Annotated in this window: 15 protein-coding genes; 11 read left to right on the forward strand and 4 right to left on the reverse strand. The window is 75.4% G+C overall.

Annotation, left to right across the window (positions count from 1 at the left end):
* Positions 1–127 precede the first annotated feature (127 nt).
* A complete protein-coding gene (locus WMF43_RS03650; RefSeq protein WP_437677534.1) occupies positions 128–829 on the reverse strand; it encodes a hypothetical protein in 702 nt (233 codons plus the stop codon).
* A gap of 75 nt (positions 830–904) precedes the next feature.
* On the opposite strand from WMF43_RS03650, the gene WMF43_RS03655 reads away from it, so the two are divergent.
* The 8 genes from WMF43_RS03655 to WMF43_RS03690 all read left to right on the forward strand — a co-directional run bounded on the left by WMF43_RS03655 (position 905) and on the right by WMF43_RS03690 (position 9,077).
* On the forward strand, positions 905–2,488 hold the full coding sequence (locus tag WMF43_RS03655; RefSeq protein WP_437677535.1) for a L,D-transpeptidase: 1,584 nt from the start codon (positions 905–907) through the stop codon (positions 2,486–2,488).
* 45 nt (positions 2,489–2,533) lie between these two features.
* Entirely contained in the window at positions 2,534–3,193 is a 660-nt protein-coding gene (locus tag WMF43_RS03660; RefSeq protein ID WP_437677536.1) for an RNA polymerase sigma factor, read from the forward strand.
* A gap of 143 nt (positions 3,194–3,336) precedes the next feature.
* Entirely contained in the window at positions 3,337–3,723 is a 387-nt protein-coding gene (locus tag WMF43_RS03665) for a cupredoxin domain-containing protein (RefSeq protein WP_437677537.1), read from the forward strand.
* 29 nt (positions 3,724–3,752) lie between these two features.
* Entirely contained in the window at positions 3,753–4,115 is a 363-nt protein-coding gene (locus WMF43_RS03670; protein ID WP_437677538.1) for a hypothetical protein, read from the forward strand.
* Positions 4,105–5,562, forward strand: a complete 1,458-nt coding sequence (locus WMF43_RS03675; protein WP_437677539.1) for a TolC family protein — start codon at positions 4,105–4,107, stop codon at positions 5,560–5,562. Before WMF43_RS03670 ends, WMF43_RS03675 begins: the two co-directional genes overlap by 11 nt.
* Position 5,563: 1 nt before the next feature.
* Positions 5,564–6,901, forward strand: a complete 1,338-nt coding sequence (locus tag WMF43_RS03680) for a multicopper oxidase family protein (RefSeq protein ID WP_437677540.1) — start codon at positions 5,564–5,566, stop codon at positions 6,899–6,901.
* A 407-nt stretch (positions 6,902–7,308) separates the two neighbouring features.
* Positions 7,309–8,454, forward strand: coding sequence for a glycosyltransferase family 4 protein (locus WMF43_RS03685; RefSeq protein ID WP_437677541.1), 1,146 nt, complete (start codon positions 7,309–7,311; stop codon positions 8,452–8,454).
* Between the two features lie 98 nt (positions 8,455–8,552).
* Positions 8,553–9,077 (forward strand): hypothetical protein, encoded by a 525-nt coding sequence (locus tag WMF43_RS03690; protein ID WP_437677542.1) that lies wholly within the window; start codon positions 8,553–8,555, stop codon positions 9,075–9,077.
* A 12-nt stretch (positions 9,078–9,089) separates the two neighbouring features.
* Here the strand turns inward: WMF43_RS03690 and WMF43_RS03695 are convergent, their stop codons facing one another.
* Complete coding sequence (locus WMF43_RS03695; RefSeq protein ID WP_437677543.1) at positions 9,090–11,513, reverse strand: SUMF1/EgtB/PvdO family nonheme iron enzyme; 2,424 nt, start codon at positions 11,511–11,513, stop codon at positions 9,090–9,092.
* Between the two features lie 444 nt (positions 11,514–11,957).
* Between WMF43_RS03695 and WMF43_RS03700 the strand changes: the two genes are divergently transcribed.
* The 3 genes from WMF43_RS03700 (at position 11,958) to WMF43_RS03710 (ending at position 14,533) form a co-directional block, all read left to right on the forward strand.
* Complete coding sequence (locus WMF43_RS03700; protein WP_437677544.1) at positions 11,958–12,893, forward strand: FHA domain-containing protein; 936 nt, start codon at positions 11,958–11,960, stop codon at positions 12,891–12,893.
* 201 nt (positions 12,894–13,094) lie between these two features.
* On the forward strand, positions 13,095–13,718 hold the full coding sequence (locus WMF43_RS03705) for a DUF2914 domain-containing protein (RefSeq protein ID WP_437677545.1): 624 nt from the start codon (positions 13,095–13,097) through the stop codon (positions 13,716–13,718).
* Positions 13,719–14,068: 350 nt separating this feature from the next.
* Positions 14,069–14,533, forward strand: a complete 465-nt coding sequence (locus tag WMF43_RS03710; protein WP_437683936.1) for a DUF6484 domain-containing protein — start codon at positions 14,069–14,071, stop codon at positions 14,531–14,533.
* A gap of 42 nt (positions 14,534–14,575) precedes the next feature.
* On the opposite strand, the gene WMF43_RS03715 is transcribed toward WMF43_RS03710, so the two are convergent.
* A complete protein-coding gene (locus WMF43_RS03715) occupies positions 14,576–16,723 on the reverse strand; it encodes an alpha/beta hydrolase (protein ID WP_437677546.1) in 2,148 nt (715 codons plus the stop codon).
* 104 nt (positions 16,724–16,827) lie between these two features.
* Entirely contained in the window at positions 16,828–17,706 is an 879-nt protein-coding gene (locus tag WMF43_RS03720) for a sigma-70 family RNA polymerase sigma factor (RefSeq protein ID WP_437677547.1), read from the reverse strand.
* Between the last annotated feature and the right edge of the window lie 14 nt (positions 17,707–17,720).

Consider the following 17,720-nt stretch of genomic DNA (forward strand, 5'->3'; position numbering starts at 1 on the left):
GAGCGGGAGGAGCGAGCGAACGGAGGCGCTGCCGGGCCGGCGAGGCGGAGCTCGCCGCCGCGCTCGCGTTCGCCGCCGCGCTCGCATCCGCGCCCGACGCCGTCTTGGTGCGCGGGCAGCTCCGATCTCACCCGGGCCGGGAGGGGTCCCTTTGCGTCGTGCGCCCCGCCGCTTTCGACCCCGGGCTGCGTTTGCGCGCCGCCGGCTTTCGCTCGGAACGCAGCCGCGGGCTCTTTGCACCGGCGCCATCGAGCACCGCCTCCGGCGTCGGCGCGGTGAGCACCCGGATCGTCCACCGCTCCAGGTCTCGCTCGCTCGCGGCTTCGACCCGAGCGGTCACGCTGGCCGGCACCTCCCCGAAGCGCGCTGTCAGCTGCTGTAGCAGCGACTTCACCCGCCCCTTGCGCTCGCCTCTGCGCTCGCCTTTGCGCTCCCCTCGCCGCTCGATCTCGTCGAGCCACGTCACGATGCCCTCCTGGGTTCGAGGTCCCGCCTTCTCCATGAGCTTCACCACCCTCTTCAGGCTCCGCGGCGCGTGCGTCGCCGCAATGTACCGCAGCACCGCGCCGAGCGCAGCCAGCCCGTCCGGCGCCGCCAGCACCTCCTCCAGCGCCGCGGCGAAGCGGCCGATCTCCCGCTCCAGACGCTCGTCGTCGCCCGCGACCGACAGGCTGCTCGCCAGGCCGGTCACCGGTCCGATGGGCCGGCGGCCGACGAGACCCGGCGGGCGCTCGGCTGGGCGCTCGAGGGCGACGCGGTGGCGCGCGCGACGAGCGAGCGGGACCGCGCGGAGCACGCTGAGGCGGTGGACGGGCGGACCCAGCGGCATGTCGGCGCGGCGGGCCCCGGGAGGCCCGCTCGCCCTGGCCGGCGGGCGGCCTCTGAGCTAGACGAGGGCCCGTCGATGAGGGCCCGTCCGTTCCCGGAAGCGCGCGCGCAGCATCGGGGTAGCCCGGGTCGGCTGCGCCTGATCCCGGCGCTCGCGGCCTCGCTGTCCGCGGCCGCCTGCGGCCCGGGCGAGGAGCCGCCGGGGCGCTCGGCCGAGGCCCAGCACGCCGCCCCGGATCGCGCCGCGGCGCTCGCGGCCCCGCCCGAGCCGCAGCTCGCGCCGGACGCCGGCGCCGGCGCCGGCGCCGAGGGCGAGCCTCTGGCGGCGCGGGAGGCGCTGCGCCCCGGGCGCGGCGACAGGCTGGCGAGCATCGCGATGCGCACGTTCGTGCACGCCGCGCCCGACCGCCGCGCGGCCAGGCTGGGCTACCTGCGGGCCGGCGCGGTCGTCGAGCGCGCCGCGGAGCCGTCGGGCCACGAGGGGTGCCCCGGCGGCTGGTACGCCGTGCATCCGCGCGGCTTCGTGTGCATCGGCAGGGGGGCCTCGCTCGATCTGGAGCACGACGTGGTCGCCGCGACGCCGGCCGGCCCGCGCCGCGGCGAGCCCTACCCCTACCGGTACGTCGTCTCGCGGAAGCCGCCGCCGCACCTCTATGTCCACCTGCCGAGCGCGGCGGAGCAGCGCCGCGTCGAGGGCCGCACGCGCGGCCAGGCCCCGCCCGGCTGGACCCGGCGCGACGAGGCGCTCCTCGGCCCGCCGGATCCGATCACGCCGTTCTTCGCGAGCGGCCGCGACCTGCCGAAGCCGTTCGGCGCCGCCGAGAAGGTCCGCTTCCCGTCGCACCGCGGCCGCGCGAAGGCCGACTCGGCGTTCGGCCTCGTCTCCACGTTCGAGTGGACCGGCCGGCGCTTCGGCCTGACGACCGAGCTCGATCTCATCCCGATCGAGCGCACGTCGGCGGTCGTTCCCACCGCCGTGCATGGCGTGGAGGTGAAGACCGAGGGCACCCCGGCCTTCGTGATGCATCACGGGGTCCGCACGCTGAAGCCGGACGCCTCGGGCGAGCTCAAGCCGGACGGCTGGGCGCCGTACCGCTCCGGCTGGGTGCTCACCGGCAAGACGGCCGCCGGCGGCGCCTACGCAGAGACCGACGCGGGCGCCTGGATCCCCGCGTCCACGCTGCGCGTCGCGCGCCTCGGCCGGGACCTCTGGGGCCACGCGGCGCGCGGCAGGAAGTGGATCGACATCTCGATCGAGCTCCAGATCCTGGTCGCCTACGAGGGCGAGCGCCCGGTGTTCGCGACGCTCGTCTCGACGGGCAGGGGTGAGCTCGGCGACCCGGCGACCACGAGCGCCACCGTGCAGGGCACGTTCTTCGTCCGCGAGAAGCACGTCACCGCGACGATGGACGGCGACGAGCTCAGCGAGACCTCCGTCGACCTCCGCGACGTGCCTTACGTCCAGTACTTCCACAACAGCTATGCGCTGCACGGCGTCTACTGGCACGACGCGTTCGGCAAGGTGCGGAGCAGCGGCTGCGTGAACCTCGCTCCCCCCGACGCCGCGTGGCTCTTCGAGTGGACCGATCCGCCGGTCCCCGAGGGGTGGCACGCGGCGTTCAACGACAAGGGCGGGACGCTGATCTACATTCACGCCTAGTCGTCCCCGGTGGCGCCGGCCGTCCAGGGAGGTTAGCTTCGCGCCATGACCGAGCCCGAGGCCCCCACGAGCGACGTCGGGCGCGCGGCGTCGTCGTCGTCCGACGCCGTGGCGGCGCTCGTGGCGGGGTACAGCGACTTCCGCCGGTTCCTGGAGCGCCGGGTGGGCAGCCAGGCCCTCGCCGAGGACATCCTCCAGGAGGCCTTCAGCCGCAGCCTCCAGCGCATCGACGAGCTGCGCAGCGGCGACTCGGTCACCGCCTGGTTCTACCGCACCCTCCGCAACGCCGTGATCGACCACTTCCGGCGCCAGGGCGCGTCGGAGCGCGCGATGTCCGCCCTGGCCGCCGAGCTCGACGAGGCGGTCGCGCCGGACGTCGAGGCGACGCGCGCCGCCGTCTGCCAGTGCGTCCGCGGGCTCGCGGGCGCGCTCAAGCCCGAGTACGCCGCCGCGCTCCAGCGCGTCGAGGTCGACGGGCTCTCCGTCCAAGCTTTCGCCGAGGAGGCGTCGATCAGCGCGAACAACGCCGCGGTGCGCCTCTTCCGCGCCCGCGAGGCGCTCCGCAAGCGCGTGGCCGCGACCTGCGGCGCCTGCGCCGCCGAGGGGTGCCTCGACTGCTCCTGCGAGCCGCCGCCGGGGGACGCGCCGCCGGCGGACGCGGCAGCCGAACACGCCGGCGGCTGCGCGCACCGCGCCGGGCGCTGACCGGCCGCTCCCAGCCGCCGGGCAGCCGCCCGGCAGGCTCATCCACCCCCTCGACCTGGCGCCGCCACGAATCCGATCGCGGGGCCTGTAATGCCGCCGAACGGGGCGCGTCAGCCAGGTACAACCCAGAACGAAGGTGCCTGATGATCACGACACGTCTTTTCATTGCCTCCGGTCTGCTCGCCGCCTCGCTGCTCGCCACCTCGCTGCTCGCCTCGAGCGCCGCCGCCGAGGAGGCCCCCGCCCCGGCGCAGCAGGCGGTGCGGGAGATCGAGATCATCGTCGACGGCGGCTACAAGCCGAGCCGCATCGTCGTCAAGGAGGGCGAGCGCGTCCGCCTCAAGGTGATCCGGCGGGACTACTCGCCGTGCGCGCGCGAGATCGTCTTCGCTTCCCTCAACATCCGCCGCGAGCTGCCGGTGAACGCACCGGTGATCATCGATCTCCCCGCGCTGAGCCCCGGCGAGGTCGAGTTCAAGTGCGGCATGAGCATGCTGCGCGGCGCGATCGTCGTCGAGCCCCGCAAGTAGCTGGATCCACCGGACCTGGAGCCGCTTCCATGACGTCACCTCACCTCGCGGGGCCCGCCGCCCTGCTCCTCATCGCCGCCGCGCTCGCCGGCTGCGCGCCGCGCAGCCTCCCGGCGAGCTTCCCCGCCTCATCGGCCGCCTCGTGGCGGGCCGCGGAGGCGCCGTCGCCGCGGATCGGCGTTGCCCTCGCGGAGGATCCGCCGCTGCCCGGGGAGCCCACCCGCGGCTGGGTCGGGCTCGAGCCGGCGCCGGGAGGCGCGGACGCCGGCGGCGATCCCCACCAGCACCATCACCACCACGGCCACGCGCCGGCCGCGGCCCCGGACCACGCGCCGGCCAAGGCCCCGGACCACGCGCCGGTCAAGGCCCCGGAGCCCGCCCATGCGCACTGAACGCTGGCGATCGCGCGCGCTCGCGGCGAGCCTCGCGCTGTTCTCCGCGGCCGCGGCCGGCTGCGCCGCCCCGTCGACGGCCGCCGACGTGGCGCGGATCCGCAAGTTCTCCGGCATGGATCTGCCGCCGAGCGCGACCTCGGAGGCGGTCGACCCGGAGCCCGCGGGCGACGCGCGGAAGCTCCGCGAGCAGCCGCTCACGGCGGACAGCGCGGTGCGCATCGCGCTGCTCAACAACCGCGAGCTGCGCGCCGCGCTCAAGGAGGTCGGCGTCGCCCGGGGCAACCTCGAGCAGGCGGGCGCGCTGCCGAACCCCGAGATCGAGGTCGAGGTGACGCCGCGGCAGGAGGGGCTGGATCACACGCACCTCGAGCTCGCGGTCGAGATCGATCTGACCTCGGCCCTGCTCGCGCCGCTCCACGTGCGGGCGGCGCGATCGGCGCACGACGCCGCGCGCTACCGCTCGGCGGGCGCGGTCGTCGAGCTCGGCTACCAGGTGCGCGCTGCGTTCTACGCCGCGCAGGCGGCGGAGCAGCGCCTCGGCATCGCGAACCGCGCGGTCGACGCGCTCGCCGCGGCCCGCGACGCCGCCCGCGCGCTCTTCGAGGCGGGCAACGTCCCGGAGCTCGACGCGGCGACCCAGGAGGCGGGCTACGAGCAGGCCCGCGTCACGGCCGCGCAGCTCGAGCTCGAGCTGCTCTCGGCGCGCGAGCGGCTGCAGCGGCTGCTCGGCCTCTCCGGCGCGGAGACCGCCTGGACCCTCGCCGGCCCGCTCCCCGGCGCGCCCGAGGCGCTCGCGACGCCGCCGCGCGCGGAAGCGCGGGCGATCCGGGCGAGCCTCGAGCTCGCGGAGCTGCGCAGCCGGATCGACGCGGCGGCCGGCCGCGCCGGCGCGCTGCGCGCGGGAGGCTGGCTGCCGGACGTGTCGGCCTCCGTCCGCGCCGAGCGGGAGCTCGGCGGGCACGACGGCGAGCTCGACGACCACCCGTGGCTGATCGGCGCCGGGCTCCGCATGTCGCTCCCGATCTTCAACCGGCAGCAGGGCGCCGTGACGGCGCAGGCCGCGGAGTTCGACAGCCTGCTCGAGCGCTACCACGGCCGCGCCGTCGACATCCGCTCCGCGCTCCGCGAGGCGCGCAACCGGCTCGCGTCCGCGCACGCGCGGGCGCGGCACTACGAGCGCGTCGTCCTCCCCGCGCGCAAGCGGGTCCTGGAGCAGACGCTGCTTCAATACAACGCGATGCAGATCGGCGTCTTCGAGCTGCTCTCGGCCCGCCGCGAGCAGCTCGACGCCGAGCTCGCGGCGGTCGAGACGCTGCGCGAGTTCTGGACGGCGAAGGCCGCGTTCGACGCGCTCCTGGCAGGGGGCCGCGTCGAGGCTGCGGGGGCGGGAGCGCCCGCCGCGATGCCGGGCGCCTCCGGGGCGCCCGCAGGAGGAGGGCACTAGAATGGACCGACGCTCGTTCATCCACGTGGGCAGCCTGGCCGCAGGCGCCGCCCTGATCACGCGCGGGATCGCCCACGCGCAGCAGCGCCCGGACGCGCCGCCCGCGCCGCCCCCCGCGGCCCCGAGGCCCCGGAAGGACGCGGCCCCCGGGGGCCAGCCCGCCGTGGTGACGCCGAACGTCAGCACGTTGCCCTTGCGGGTCGTGGACGGCGTGAAGGTCGGCCACCTCGTCGCAGCGCCTATCGAGCACGAGTTCGCGCCTGGCCTGAAGTGCGAGGTGTGGGGCTACAACGGCAGCACCCCCGGCCCGACCATCGAGGCCGTCGAGGGCGATCGCCTGCGGATCTACGTGACGAACTCGTTGCCCGAGGCCACGACGGTCCACTGGCACGGCCTCGTGCTGCCGAACGGCATGGATGGAGTCGCGGGGCTCAACCAGCGCCCCATCCCGCCCGGGGAGACGTACGTTTACGAGTTCGTCGTCCGTTATCCCGGGACGTACATGTACCACTCCCATTTCGACGAGATGACGCAGATCGCGCTCGGCGGGGTGGGGATGTTCGTCGTGCACCCGAGGCGGCCCCGCGGCCCGCGCGTGGACAGGGATTTCGTGCTCATGACGCACGAGTGGAAGATCAACGCGGGCGCGCGCCGGCCCGACCCGAACGCGATGAGCGACTTCAACGTGCTCACGTTCAACGGCAAGGCGTTCCCCGCGACGGCGCCGCTCCTCGTCGGCCGCGGCGAGCGCGTGCGCATCCGGCTCGGGAACCTCGGCCCGATGGATCACCACCCGATCCACCTGCACGGCCTGTCGTTCCAGGTCACCGCGACGGACGGCGGGTATGTCCCCGAGTCGGCGCAGTACCCGGAGACGACGGTGCTGGTCCCGGTGGGCAGCACCCGTGTCATCGAGTTCGTGCCCGAGGAGCCGGGCGACTGGGCGGTGCATTGCCACATGACCCACCACACGATGATGCAGATGGGCCACGGCCTGCCGAACATGGTCGGGGCGAACACACGCACGCTCGATCGGCGCATGAGCCGGGTGATGCCCGAATACATGACGATGGGGACCGCGGGAATGGGCGGCATGGGCGAGATGCCGATGCCGATGCCCGCGAACAGCCTGCCGATGCGCGGCGGGAGCGGCCCGTTCTCGTACATCGACATGGGCGGGATGTTCACGATCCTGAAGGTCCGCGACGACCCCGACAGGGCGGATCCGGCGGGGTGGTACACGCATCCGGCGGGCACGGTGGCCGGGCCGGCGAGCGCGGAGCGGATGCGGGCGGACGGGATCGAGCCGGCCTCCGGGCCGGGCTCCAAGCCTGGCTGAGGCTACAGGCGACACGTCGTCGATCCCGCCGCCCCCTCGCCTGCGCGGGGAGCTCGCCGCGCCGTCGCCCACGCGTGAGGGGGGCACGCGTGAGGGTGGCTCCCGCGCCGGTCACCTGGACTGTCCCCTACGAATAACGAAGGTCGCAAGAGCACCCGGTGCGGCCAGTGCGGCCGCGGCGGACGCCGAGCCGAGGGCGTCGACAAAGTGAACGCCCCCGCGCGCAGGCGGTGAATACCGCCGCACGTCAGCGCACCACAGTGGCAAAACGGAGGCGGGGATGCACCAAGGGTCGCTGGGGCTCTGGAGTGCCGGGCGGAGCTATGTGGAGCGATCGGGAGTTGCTTCCATTGTGGCGTGGGCGCGCCGCCGGGGAACACGGCGGCTTTCCGGAGGGCGCAGCTGACATGGCCGCGCGCGTCGCCCTCTTGGGTCCTCTCCCTCCGCCCGCCGGCGGCCTCACGCGGTGGGTCCAGAACTACCTCGCTGCGGCGCCTGCCTCTGGCATCGACGCGGAGGTGATCGACATCTCGCCCCGCGCCGCCGGCGTCGACACCGCGAGCCGGTTTCGCCCCGCGCGCGTGCTCCGGGCGACTCACACCCTCATCCAGCTGCGCCGCCTCCTGGCGCAGCGCCCGCCGGACGTCGTCCATCTGTGCACGACCCTGTTCTGGGCGACCGCGCGCGAGGGCCTCGCGCTCGAGCTGTGTCACCGGGCGGGCGTGCCGGCCGTGCTCCACGTGCACATGTCGACGCAGATCATCGCCTGGCACCGCGCCCTGCGCTGGCCGTCCCGGCAGGGCGTGCGCGCCGTGCTCGAGCGCGCCTCGGCGGTCGTCACCATGTCCGAGGAGCTGAGGGTGTACCTGGAGGGCCTGCTCCCGGACGGCCGCATCGTCCACATCCCGAACCCCGTCAACACGGATCGCTTCTATCCCGCCGCCGCGCCGCGCCCGGCGGGGCGGCCGCTGCGGGTCCTCTTCGCGGGCCTGATCGCGCAGACCAAGGGGCTGCTCGAGCTCGCGCGGGCCGTGCTCGCCGTCGAGGGCCTGACCCTCGCGGTGGCGGGGTCGCGCAGCATCGGGCTCGCCGCGGAGTCCGATCGGCGCATCGAGCTCGCGCTCGGGGAGCTCGAGCGAAACGGCCGCCTGGAGCTGCTCGGCGAGGTGCCCGCGGCCGCGATGCCCGCGACCTACCGCGACGCGGACGTCTTCTGCCTGCCGAGCCACGCCGAGGGCCTGCCCAACGCGCTGCTCGAGGCCATGGCCTGCGGCCTGCCCTGCGTGATCACGCCGGTCGGCGGCATGCTCGAGGCGGTCGAGGGCGCAAGCGGCCCCGCGGCCCTCGTCGTGCCGGTGGGGGACGAGGCGGCGCTCTCGTCCGCGCTCCGCTCCCTGCGCGACGCCGCCCCGCTGCGGGCGCGGCTCGGCGAGGCCGCGCGCCAGCGCGCCGTGAGCCGCTACGCGACCCGGACGGTCATGGCGGAGTACGCGGCGCTCTACGCGCGGCTGAGGGGGAGCGGCGTGGCCCACGAGCGCTCCCTCTGGACGTGAAATAGCCGTGAAATAGCGCTGGCGCGCCCGCCCGGTTACTCCTCGGTCAAACAAACCCGCCGGGCCCGAACTCGAGGCCAGGCATGATGGAGGAGATCATGATTCAGCAGGATCTGGACCCCGCGACCGGCAGCGCTGAACCCCGTGAGAAGGCCGCCGCGCAGCCGCCGGTGTCGTTCGAGCTCGATCCGGGGATGAAGTACATCATTAAGGCGATCGTGTCGGGGAGCACGACGCTGCTCGGCGAGATCTACTCGATCACCGAGCCCGGCGGCATCACCGAGTATTTCGTGGTTCACGCGGCGCTGCCTGCGGGCACGACGTCGATCAAGATCTCCGCGGTGAGCGCCGCGTCGCCGCCCGCGAGCTTCACCTTCCAGACCAGCTCGGCGCAGTTCAGCTCGGTCACGCCCCCTTCGGCCAGCAGCACGCTGTTCGTGGACAACACCAAGCATGTCGGGCTCGTCTGGAGCTTCACGCAGAACCTGGGCGTCTGGAGCGGGAGCGCGACCTGGTACAACAGCAGCGCGAACCTCATCGCGATGGCCGCGAACTCCGCGATCACGCTGACCAACAACAAGCTGGACAACCAGCTCGTCTTCCGGGCCACGAACACGGCATGAACACGCGCGCCCTCAGGGCGTGTACGACCGCGCCACGCGCACCCCCACCGTGAGCCGGCGGGTGCCGGGCGGGGCTCCGAACCGGACCGCGGAGCGCGCCAGATCGATCGGGCTGCTCCAGGCTCCGCCCCTGACGGCCCGGTACTCCGCGGTCCCCTCGAAGGGCGGCTCCTCGACGCGGAGCCGCCCGCCCTCGATCGTCGGGCCCTTTCGCCGCCACCCGTTCAAGCACCAGTCGCGCGTGTTTCCGGCGAGCCCGCGCGCCCCGTACGGGCTCTCGTCATCGGGGTAGCTGTTCACCGAGGCGCGGCGAGGCTTCTGCTCGTAGCTCTCGATCACGCAGGCGAAGGACGCGTCGAGGAAGTCGCCCCAGGGGCAGGTGCGGCCGTCGACACCCCGCGCGGCCTTCTCCCGCTCCAGCTCGTTCGGCAGCCGCCAGGGGGCGCCCGTGCGCGCCGCAAGCCAGCGGGCGTACGCCGTGGCCGCGTGCCAGTCGACGAGCGCGACCGGCATGTCGGGCGCCGACGGGTAACCGAGCTCGTCCTCGCTCAGCACGAAGCGCCCGTCCGCCGCGCGCCCGAACATCAGGCGGCTGTCGGCGTTCTCGTGGATCCCCGTCTGCCCTCGCGGGCAGGCCGCGAGCGCCTCCTCCTCGCGCCCTCCGGCGATCAGGTCGTTCAGGAACTCGAGGTACTCGGCGTTCGTCACCGGGAACCTCCGGATCACGAAGGCGTCCACCCAGATCCGCGCCGCCGGCAGGCTGTCCGAAGCGTCCACGTCTCCGCCGAGCCAGGACCAGCCTGCGGGCACGTACACGTCGTCCGGGCCGAGCTCGCCCTCCGCGGGCAGGTGGATCGGCGTCGGCGTCCGTTCGCCGGGCGCGCAGCCGTCCCAGTGCGCGCCGCGCTCGATCAGCACCGGGTAGCGCACCTCCGCCCGCCCCGGCGCCCGGAGCCGCAGCCGGTAGCTCCCGCGCTGGAGCGGCGCGCCGTGGAGCGCCGTCCGGCCCAGCGGGCCGAGATCCTCGGGCACGAGCCGGCGCTGCCGCCGCGTGTAGCGCTCCAGGATCACCTCGGCGCCGGCCGGCTCGGTCACGAGCGTGAGCGCCCCCTCGCCGCGCAGCAGCGCCGCGTGCCTGCCGCGGTCGTGCGCGCGCAGCTGCGCCTCGCAGCGCGCCGCGTCCTCGTCGCGGTGCGCCCGCTCCGCCGCGATCAGCCGGTCGCGGTAGTGGTCGGCGAGCATCGCGTGCGCCTCCGGCAGGTCCGGGTCCACGGTGAGCGCGCCGCGCAGCGCCGCCCGCCACTCCGCCTCGCGCAGCGCCGCGTTCACCTCGAGCCGCGCCGCCTCGTCTTCCAGCGCCCAGCCGGGCTGCTTTCGCGCCGCCGGATCGAACGGCCGGGTGTTCTCGAGCAGCGCCTGCGCCTCGGAGCGCAGCCGCGCGGCCTCGGCCCGGAGCCCGGCGATCTCCGGCTCCATCGCCCGCGCCTCCGCCACCGCCGCGAGGGCCTGCTCGCGCCGCCGCTCGCCGTCCAGCCACGCGAGCACGTCGCGCGCCAGCGCCTCGGCGTCCGGGTAACGCTCCTCGATCGGGCGCCGCATCGCCCGCTCGCAGATCGCGGCGAGCTCCGGGGGCACCGCCTTGCCCGGCGCCGCCTCCATCACCGGCGTCGGCGGCTCGCTCGCGACCCGCTCCAGCACCCGGAGCACGCCGCCCTCGTAGGGCGGGCGCCCGGCGAGCGCGTGGTAGAGGATCGCGCCGAGCGCGTAGACGTCGCTCGCGGGGCCCTGCCGCTTGCGGTCGCCGCGCGCTTGCTCCGGCGGCATGTAGGCCGGCGTGCCGAGCACGTCGCCGTCGAGCGTGAGCTCCGGCGTCGGGCGGTCGGGGATCGACGACGGCGGGCTCGACTCGGACGGGGACGACGGCGCGCGGCGGGTGCTCCGGCCGATGCCCCAGTCCATGACGAGCACCTCGCCGAGCTCCCCGACCATCACGTTGGCGGGCTTGAGATCGCGGTGCACGACGCCCTGGCGGTGGGCGTAGGCGACGGTCTGGCAGGCGCGCGCGAAGGCGTCGATCATGCGCCGGAAGGTCCAGCCCGCGCCTGCCTCGCGGGCCCCGCCCGGCGCCGGGGCCGCGTGCGCCTCGTCGATGATCTCGCGGAGCGTGCGGCCGCGGACCTCGGGCATGGTGTACCAGAGCCGGCCGTCCTCGAGCCGGCCGCCGTCGTGCACCGCGACGATGCCCGGGTGCTGCAGCCTGGCGGTGAGCTTCGCCTCTTCGAGGAAGCGCGCCTGCACGCGCTCCGAGTTGCCCACGTCGCTGCGCAGGATCTTCATCGCGGCCACGCGGTCGAGGACCACGTCGTACACGCGTCGCACGTCCCCGAAGCCGCCGCGGCCGATGAGGCCGAGGTCGCGGTAACGCGGCGGCAGCACGGGGCCGCTGTCGGGGATGTCGGCCGGGCTGTGCGCCAGGGTCGGCTCGAAGCCGGCTGGCGAGATCGGCGGGGTCCCGGCCGGGGAAATGGGCGGAATTCTGGCCGGCGAGATGGGTGGGGTTCCGGCCGGCGGGATGGGCGACGCTCCAGCCGGCGGGATGGGCGACGCTCCAGCCGGCGAGGTGGGCGACGCTCCAGCCGGCGGGACGGGCGACGCTCCAGCCGGCGGGATGGGCGACGCTCCAGCCGGCGAGGTGGGCGAAGCGGGCGAGGTGGGCTGCGCGCGGGGTATGGTCTCCGTGCGGGCCTCGGCGGCGGGCTGTTTTCCGGCCCCCTCGCCGCCGACGAGCGTGGGTGCCGGGCGCTCCCTGTCCTGCTGATCCAATGGTTCCCCTGCGGCGAGCGTAGCTGCGTGCTGGTGCTGGTAATATAGGGCACGCCCATGGGACGGCTGAAGCGCCACGCGCCCGAGGAGTTCTTCCTTTTGCGCTCGCGGTGCCTCATCGGGCGCTCCTCGACGTGCGACGTGCGGTTCGACGACGCGCGCATTTCCGGCGAACACGCCTGCGTTCGCTGGACGGGCGACGGCTGGGAGCTCCGCGACCTGGCCAGCAAGAACGGAGTCTTCGTCCGCGGCCACCGCGTTGCGGCGGGCGAGCGCATCCTTCTCGCCGCGGGCGACGGGTTCACCCTGGGCGATCCGGGCGCGAGCGCGTTCCGGTTCACGCTGGTGGAGGCGGCGCCGCCCGTGGCGAGCGCCCTGCACGTGGCGAGCGGCGCCGTGCGCGCGTCGACCGCGGGGCTGCTCGTGTTGCCCGACGACAACCACCCCCGGGTGAGCCTGATCGAGGGGCGCAACGGCCGCTGGATGCTGGAGGCCGAGGGCGAGGTGCGCGCCGTCGAGGACAGAGAGATCGTGGTGGTGGACGGGGAGGCCTGGAGCCTCGACCTGCCGGCGCTCACGGGTCCCACGCTCGACGGCGAGGCGGCGGCGCAGCCGGAGGGCCGTCCGCTGATCGACTCGATCGGGTTGCGGTTTCACGTCAGCCGGGACGAGGAGCGCGTGGAGATCACGATCCTCCACCGCAGCGGTGAGCTTCACTTGCCGGCGCGCAGCCACCATTACCTCCTGCTGACGCTGGCGCGCGCGCGGCTCGCGGACGCCGGCGCGCCGCCAGCCCAGCAGGGCTGGCGCGATCGGGACGAGCTCTGCCGCATGCTCGCCACGGACGAGTCCCGCCTCAACGTCGACGTGTGCCGCGCGCGCAAGCAGTTCCTGGCGGCCGGCGTCCACGGCGCCGCGAACCTGGTCGAACGTCGACCCGGCACCGGGCGGATCCGGCTCGGGGTCGGGCGCGTCGAGATCGAGCGCGTGTAGGCGGGCCGTCCTCGCGCGCGGCGCGCCTCGGCATCGGCGGAGCATTCGAGTCGTCCGGTCGTCGCGCCGGACACACGCGCGCGGGCGGGCAGCCACAGACTCGGCGAATTCCTCAATGAATTCGCGGCCCGAGGCGCGGTCTGCGCCTTGCCATGAGGAGCTGCGAGACGGGGACTCCCCGGGATGCGGAGGATTGCTGCCATGGCGACGAAGACGACTCGGAGGATGGTGTTTCTGGCGCTCTGCGCGGTGGCGCTCGCTGGCTGCGGCGAGCGGCAAGAGGCGCGGCCTGCGGCGCCGATGGCGGCCGCGGGGCTCGCGGCGGCGCCTGGCCCCGAGGCGCCGGCGACGCCCGCGCCCGCGCCGGTGACGGCGGCCGCGCCGGCGACGGCGGCCGCGCCGGCGACGGCGGCCGTGACGGCGGCGGCGGTCGCGCCGGACGCGCGCGCGGCGGCGGGCAAGGGGAGCAAGGCGGGCAAGGGTGCGGCGGAGCTGAAGGTGAAGCGGCTCGTGCTCGCCGAGGGCGTGAAGGATCGGGAGCCGGTGGCGCCGGGGACGACGTTCCGCGCGCCCGAGACCGAGCGGCTCTACGCGTTCATCGAGGTCGAGAACCGGGGCGAGGTGAGCGGGGAAGTGACGGTGTCCTTCGTCCCGCCCGACGGCGGGGCCCCGGTGGGCAACGTGACGCTCGAGGTCGGCGCATCGCCGCGGTGGCGGACGTGGGCGTTCACGCGCGGGGCGCGCAAGGCCGGGGGGTGGACCGCGGTCGTGCGGTCGGAGACGGGCGAGGAGCTCGCGCGCGCGCCGTTCGAGGTCACGCTGTAGCCGGTCGCCGGCCGATCTCGCCCGGCGGGCCGCGCGCGGCGTGTGGTACCCTGGGCCGTGGTCCGAGCGTCCCCCTCGTGTCGGGCGATCCTCCCCGCGGGCGCGGCGCCGCGCGCTCCGGCGCGGGGAGCGGCCGGCGTGGCGCGGTCGTTCCGGAGGCGCTCGGAGCGCTCGGCGCACAGCCGGTGCTGTCGCTGGCGGGGGCGGTGGGGATCGCGCGCGTGGGGTGAGCCATGAACAAGGCCGACGAGGCACATGCGAAGACCGAGGCGGAGCCTGCCGAGGAGGCGGCGGACCAGGAGCAGGAGGAGACGGAGCTCTCCGCCGAGGAAGCGACGACGCTCCTGGATCTGCTGCTCGCGGAGCACGCGGCCAAGGCGGCGCCGGCGCTCCCGGAGCGCCTCGACGGCGTCCTCGTCGGCCGCGTCGCGGCGCTCGACCCGGAGGGCGCCGGGGCGACGGTGACGTTCGCCGGCGGCCCGCCGGAGGGGCTGCCTGCGCGCGCCATGGTGTCGCTCGACGCCGCCGACGTCGGGCGCGAGGTCGCGCTGATGTTCGAAGGGGGCAGCCCGCGGCGTCCGATCGTGATGGGCCGGATGGTGAGCCCTGCGCTCGCCGGGAGCGCCCAGGCGCCGGTCGCCGACGCGGACGGGAAGCGGATCGAGATCGTGGCGGAGCAGGAGATCGTCCTGCGCTGCGGCGACGCCAGCATCACCCTGACCCGCGCCGGAAAGATCCTCCTGCGCGGCGCCTACGTGCTCTCGCGATCCTCCGGGGTGAACCGCATCCAGGGCGGCTCGGTGCAGATCAACTGAGCTCCGGGCCCCAGGGTCGCGCCCGGTCGAGCCCTCGCCGCCTCAGGTTCCGGCGCCGCTGCGGGGCACCTCGGCCCTCACGGGGATCTCCTGCGCTCCCAGCCCCTCGAGCGCCGCCTTGCCCGAGAGCGCGTCGAGGCTCGAGCGCGCGTCGCGCAGGTAGCCGTCGAAGAACGCGGCGAGGTAGCCCATCGCGAGCGCCTGCTGCTCGCGTCGCGGGAGCGCGGCCGGGGCGTCGAGCGGCTCGGCGAGGCCGAGCGAGGTCGCGTAGCCGAAGTGGTTCGCGCCCGGCAGGGTCACGAGGTGCTTCGGCGCGCGCGCGCGCTCGTAGAGCGCCGCGGGCGCGCCGGCGGCGACGGGGTCCGCCGTGCCGTGGACGATGAGCACGGGGCGGGGCGCGAGCGCGTCGATCGGCGGCGCTCGCTCGGGCTCGCCGGCCGGCGCGAGCAGCGCGACGGCGCGGATGTGGAACGGGGACGCGGCGTCGAGCGAGAGCGCGAGGGCGGCCTGCGCGCCGAGGCCGTGGCCGAGGAGCCCCGCGCGGTCGAAGTCGGCGAGGAGCGGGCCGCGCGACCCGGCGCGGAGGTGCGAGAGCGCGTCCCGGAGGACCGCGGCGCGGCGCACGGGCGCGGCGTCGGGCGCGAGCCACGAGAGGTCCGGCGCGATCACCGCGAAGCCCCAGCGTGCGAGGTGCGCCATGACGCCGGCGAGCTGGCGGTAGTCCTGGCCGATGTCCGCGGGCGCCCCCGGCGCGACCGCGCTGGCGCGGAGCCGCCGCTCGTGGGCGATCGCGACGACCGGGAACGGACCTCCCGGAGAGAGCGGCGCCTCCTCGCCGTCCGCCAGGGCGGGGTAGTAGAGCAGCGCGGCGATCGCCTCAGGGCAGCGGTAGATCTCGCCCTGGAACGGCCAGGTGCTCGGGTAGCGGGCGTCCTCCGAGAGCGAGAGCGCGCGGATGCGCCGGAACCCGGCCCGGTGTGGTCCGGCGCGCAGCTGCGGCGCGGTGCTGGTGCGGCGCGGCGCCGGCGAGGGGGGCGGTGACGGCGACGGTGCAGCGGCGGGTGAGGGCGCGGGCGCGGCGGCGGGTGAGGGCGCGGGCGCGGCGGCGGGCGCGGGCGCGGCGGCCGGCGAGGGCGCGGCGGCGGGCGAGGGCGCGGCGGCGGGCGAGGGCGCGGCGGCGGGCGAGGGCGCGGCGGCCGGCGAGGGCGCGGCGGCCGGCGAGGGCGCGGCGGCCGGCGAGGGCGCGGCTGGCGTGGCTGGAGGTGCCCCGCGAAGAACCACGCGCCGCGACCAGAGCTCGCCGTCGCGCACGAGATGGACGACCTGCTCCCCGGCGCGCACGGCGAGCTCGATCTGCCCGAGCGGTCGGCCCTCCATCGCGGACACCGCGTCGCACCGGCCCAGGTCGGTGGCGAGCACCGTCGGTCCGCGGAAGCGCGCCCCATGGGCGTCGTCGCGGCGCCAGCGGGCGATCCCCACGCCCGCGAGCGGCGCGAAGAGCTCGAGGGCGCCCCCGCCGCCCGACGCGGGCTGCAGGAGCGCCGGCGTCCCGCGGACGCCGGAGACCACCTCCTCCGGGCCGTGCCACGCCGCGCTCGGACCGGGCGGGCGCCAGAAGAGCAGCAGCCGATCGCCGAGGCGCGCGACGACCTCGAGGGTGCCGGGGGTGCGCGGCGCGTCGCCTGCGCGCTGGAGCATCGCGACCGCCTCGACGTGCCCGAGATCCGCGCCGAAGACCGTCGGCCCGCGCCAGCCGAGCTCCGCGGTGTCGTTGTCGCGGTAGTAGTGGGCGATCCCGCCGCTCGCGTGCGGGACCACGAGCTCGAAGTTGCCCGTCCACCCGGCGCTGCCCTGGATCAGGGCAGGGTCGCCGGCCGCGCCCTCCGCGAAGAGGCGCGGCTCGCTCCACGACGGCTCGCCCGCGGGCGCGCACCAGAACGTCGCCAGCCGATCCCCGGCGCGCGCCACCACCTCGAGGTGGCCCGGCTCGCCGAAGTTGCTCTGGATGAGCGAGACAGCCCCGACCGGGCCGAGGCCTTCGGCGAACGTCGCCGCGCGCCGCCACGGCCCGGAGGCCTCCTCGCGGCGGTGGTGCTCGACGCCGGACCGCGCATCGGCGGCGGGCAGGACGAGCTCGAGCGCGCCGCGCGAGGCGCATTGCAGGAAGAAACCGCTGGTCGTGGTGGGCATGGCGTGGTGATCGGAGGCGGAGCGGCGCTTACCTAAGCATCTCCTCGAGCCTGTCGCCCGCCCGGAAGGTCTGCGTCGCGCCGGAGCGCCCCGGCGCCTGGAGACTACTCGCGGAAGAGGCTGCTGACGGCCAGATCGAGCTGACTCCGGACGATGCCGACGACGCTCTCCACCTCGGCCCGGTCGATGCCGAGCCGCTGCCCGAGCAGCTCCTGCACTCCTTTGAGGAGCGCCTCGCGGCCCCGCGTCACCCAGCGCGCGGCCGTGGCGCGGTGGACCCCGTAGACGGCGGCGATCTTGTCGATGCCGAGCCCGTCCAGGAAATAGAGCCGCAGCACGTTGCGCTCGTCCGCGGGCAATCCGGCGAACGCATCCTTCAACGCCTGAGAGACCTCGGCCCGGTAATGCGCTTTCAGAAACGCGAGCTCGGGATCCGGCGCGGCGGGCTCCCTCGCGTCGTCGAGCTCCGCCCCTCTGGCCACGTGGTCATGCCTCTTCTGCTTGAGGGCGTTGAGCGCCGTCCGGATCGTGGCCACGCGCACCCAGCCGCCCAGGGGGCCTCGGCCCGCGTAGTCGCCGATCTTTGGGGGGGCGCCGGTCCGGCCGACGATCAGCTTCTCCAGGACCTCCTGGCGCAGCTCGTCGCGCTGGGCGGGCGGGACGTTCAGGCCGCGCAGCGCCGCGTCGAGGTCGGCCTCGTGGCGGGAGAGGAACGCCTCGACCGCGCCCGGCGCCCGCTCCCCGCAGGCACAGGCGAGGTACAGGTCGGCGGCGTGGAGCGCCGAGAGGTGCGCCCCTGGCGCGCCGAGGTCCGGCAGGTGGCGCGCGACGTGCCGCAGGAACGAGGGGACCGAGACCTTGAGTCCGGGCCACGATCGCCGGCCCTCCTCGACGAGCCCGGCGAGGGCCCTGTCCACCTCGTCGCCCCCGCCCAGGCCGGCTTCTTCCCGGAGGGAGCGGATCGGAAGCCGCGCGTCGCTCATCCGACCTCCTGACC

This window comes from Sorangium sp. So ce131 (assembly GCF_051519095.1).
Lineage (GTDB): Bacteria > Myxococcota_A > Polyangia > Polyangiales > Polyangiaceae > Sorangium.

Excerpts from the sequence above, each read along its gene's own strand:
- WMF43_RS03655 (WP_437677535.1), top strand. The coding sequence starts at position 905 with ATGAGGGCCCGTCCGTTCCCGGAAGCGCGCGCGCAGCATCGGGGTAGC.
- WMF43_RS03715 (WP_437677546.1), bottom strand. The coding sequence starts at position 16,723 with ATGCCCACCACGACCAGCGGTTTCTTCCTGCAATGCGCCTCGCGCGGC.
- WMF43_RS03665 (WP_437677537.1), top strand. The coding sequence starts at position 3,337 with ATGATCACGACACGTCTTTTCATTGCCTCCGGTCTGCTCGCCGCCTCG.
- WMF43_RS03650 (WP_437677534.1), bottom strand. The coding sequence starts at position 829 with ATGCCGCTGGGTCCGCCCGTCCACCGCCTCAGCGTGCTCCGCGCGGTC.
- WMF43_RS03670 (WP_437677538.1), top strand. The coding sequence starts at position 3,753 with ATGACGTCACCTCACCTCGCGGGGCCCGCCGCCCTGCTCCTCATCGCC.
- WMF43_RS03700 (WP_437677544.1), top strand. The coding sequence starts at position 11,958 with ATGGGACGGCTGAAGCGCCACGCGCCCGAGGAGTTCTTCCTTTTGCGC.
- WMF43_RS03705 (WP_437677545.1), top strand. The coding sequence starts at position 13,095 with ATGGCGACGAAGACGACTCGGAGGATGGTGTTTCTGGCGCTCTGCGCG.
- WMF43_RS03685 (WP_437677541.1), top strand. The coding sequence starts at position 7,309 with ATGGCCGCGCGCGTCGCCCTCTTGGGTCCTCTCCCTCCGCCCGCCGGC.
- WMF43_RS03660 (WP_437677536.1), top strand. The coding sequence starts at position 2,534 with ATGACCGAGCCCGAGGCCCCCACGAGCGACGTCGGGCGCGCGGCGTCG.
- WMF43_RS03690 (WP_437677542.1), top strand. The coding sequence starts at position 8,553 with ATGATTCAGCAGGATCTGGACCCCGCGACCGGCAGCGCTGAACCCCGT.
- WMF43_RS03680 (WP_437677540.1), top strand. The coding sequence starts at position 5,564 with ATGGACCGACGCTCGTTCATCCACGTGGGCAGCCTGGCCGCAGGCGCC.
- WMF43_RS03720 (WP_437677547.1), bottom strand. The coding sequence starts at position 17,706 with ATGAGCGACGCGCGGCTTCCGATCCGCTCCCTCCGGGAAGAAGCCGGC.
- WMF43_RS03675 (WP_437677539.1), top strand. The coding sequence starts at position 4,105 with ATGCGCACTGAACGCTGGCGATCGCGCGCGCTCGCGGCGAGCCTCGCG.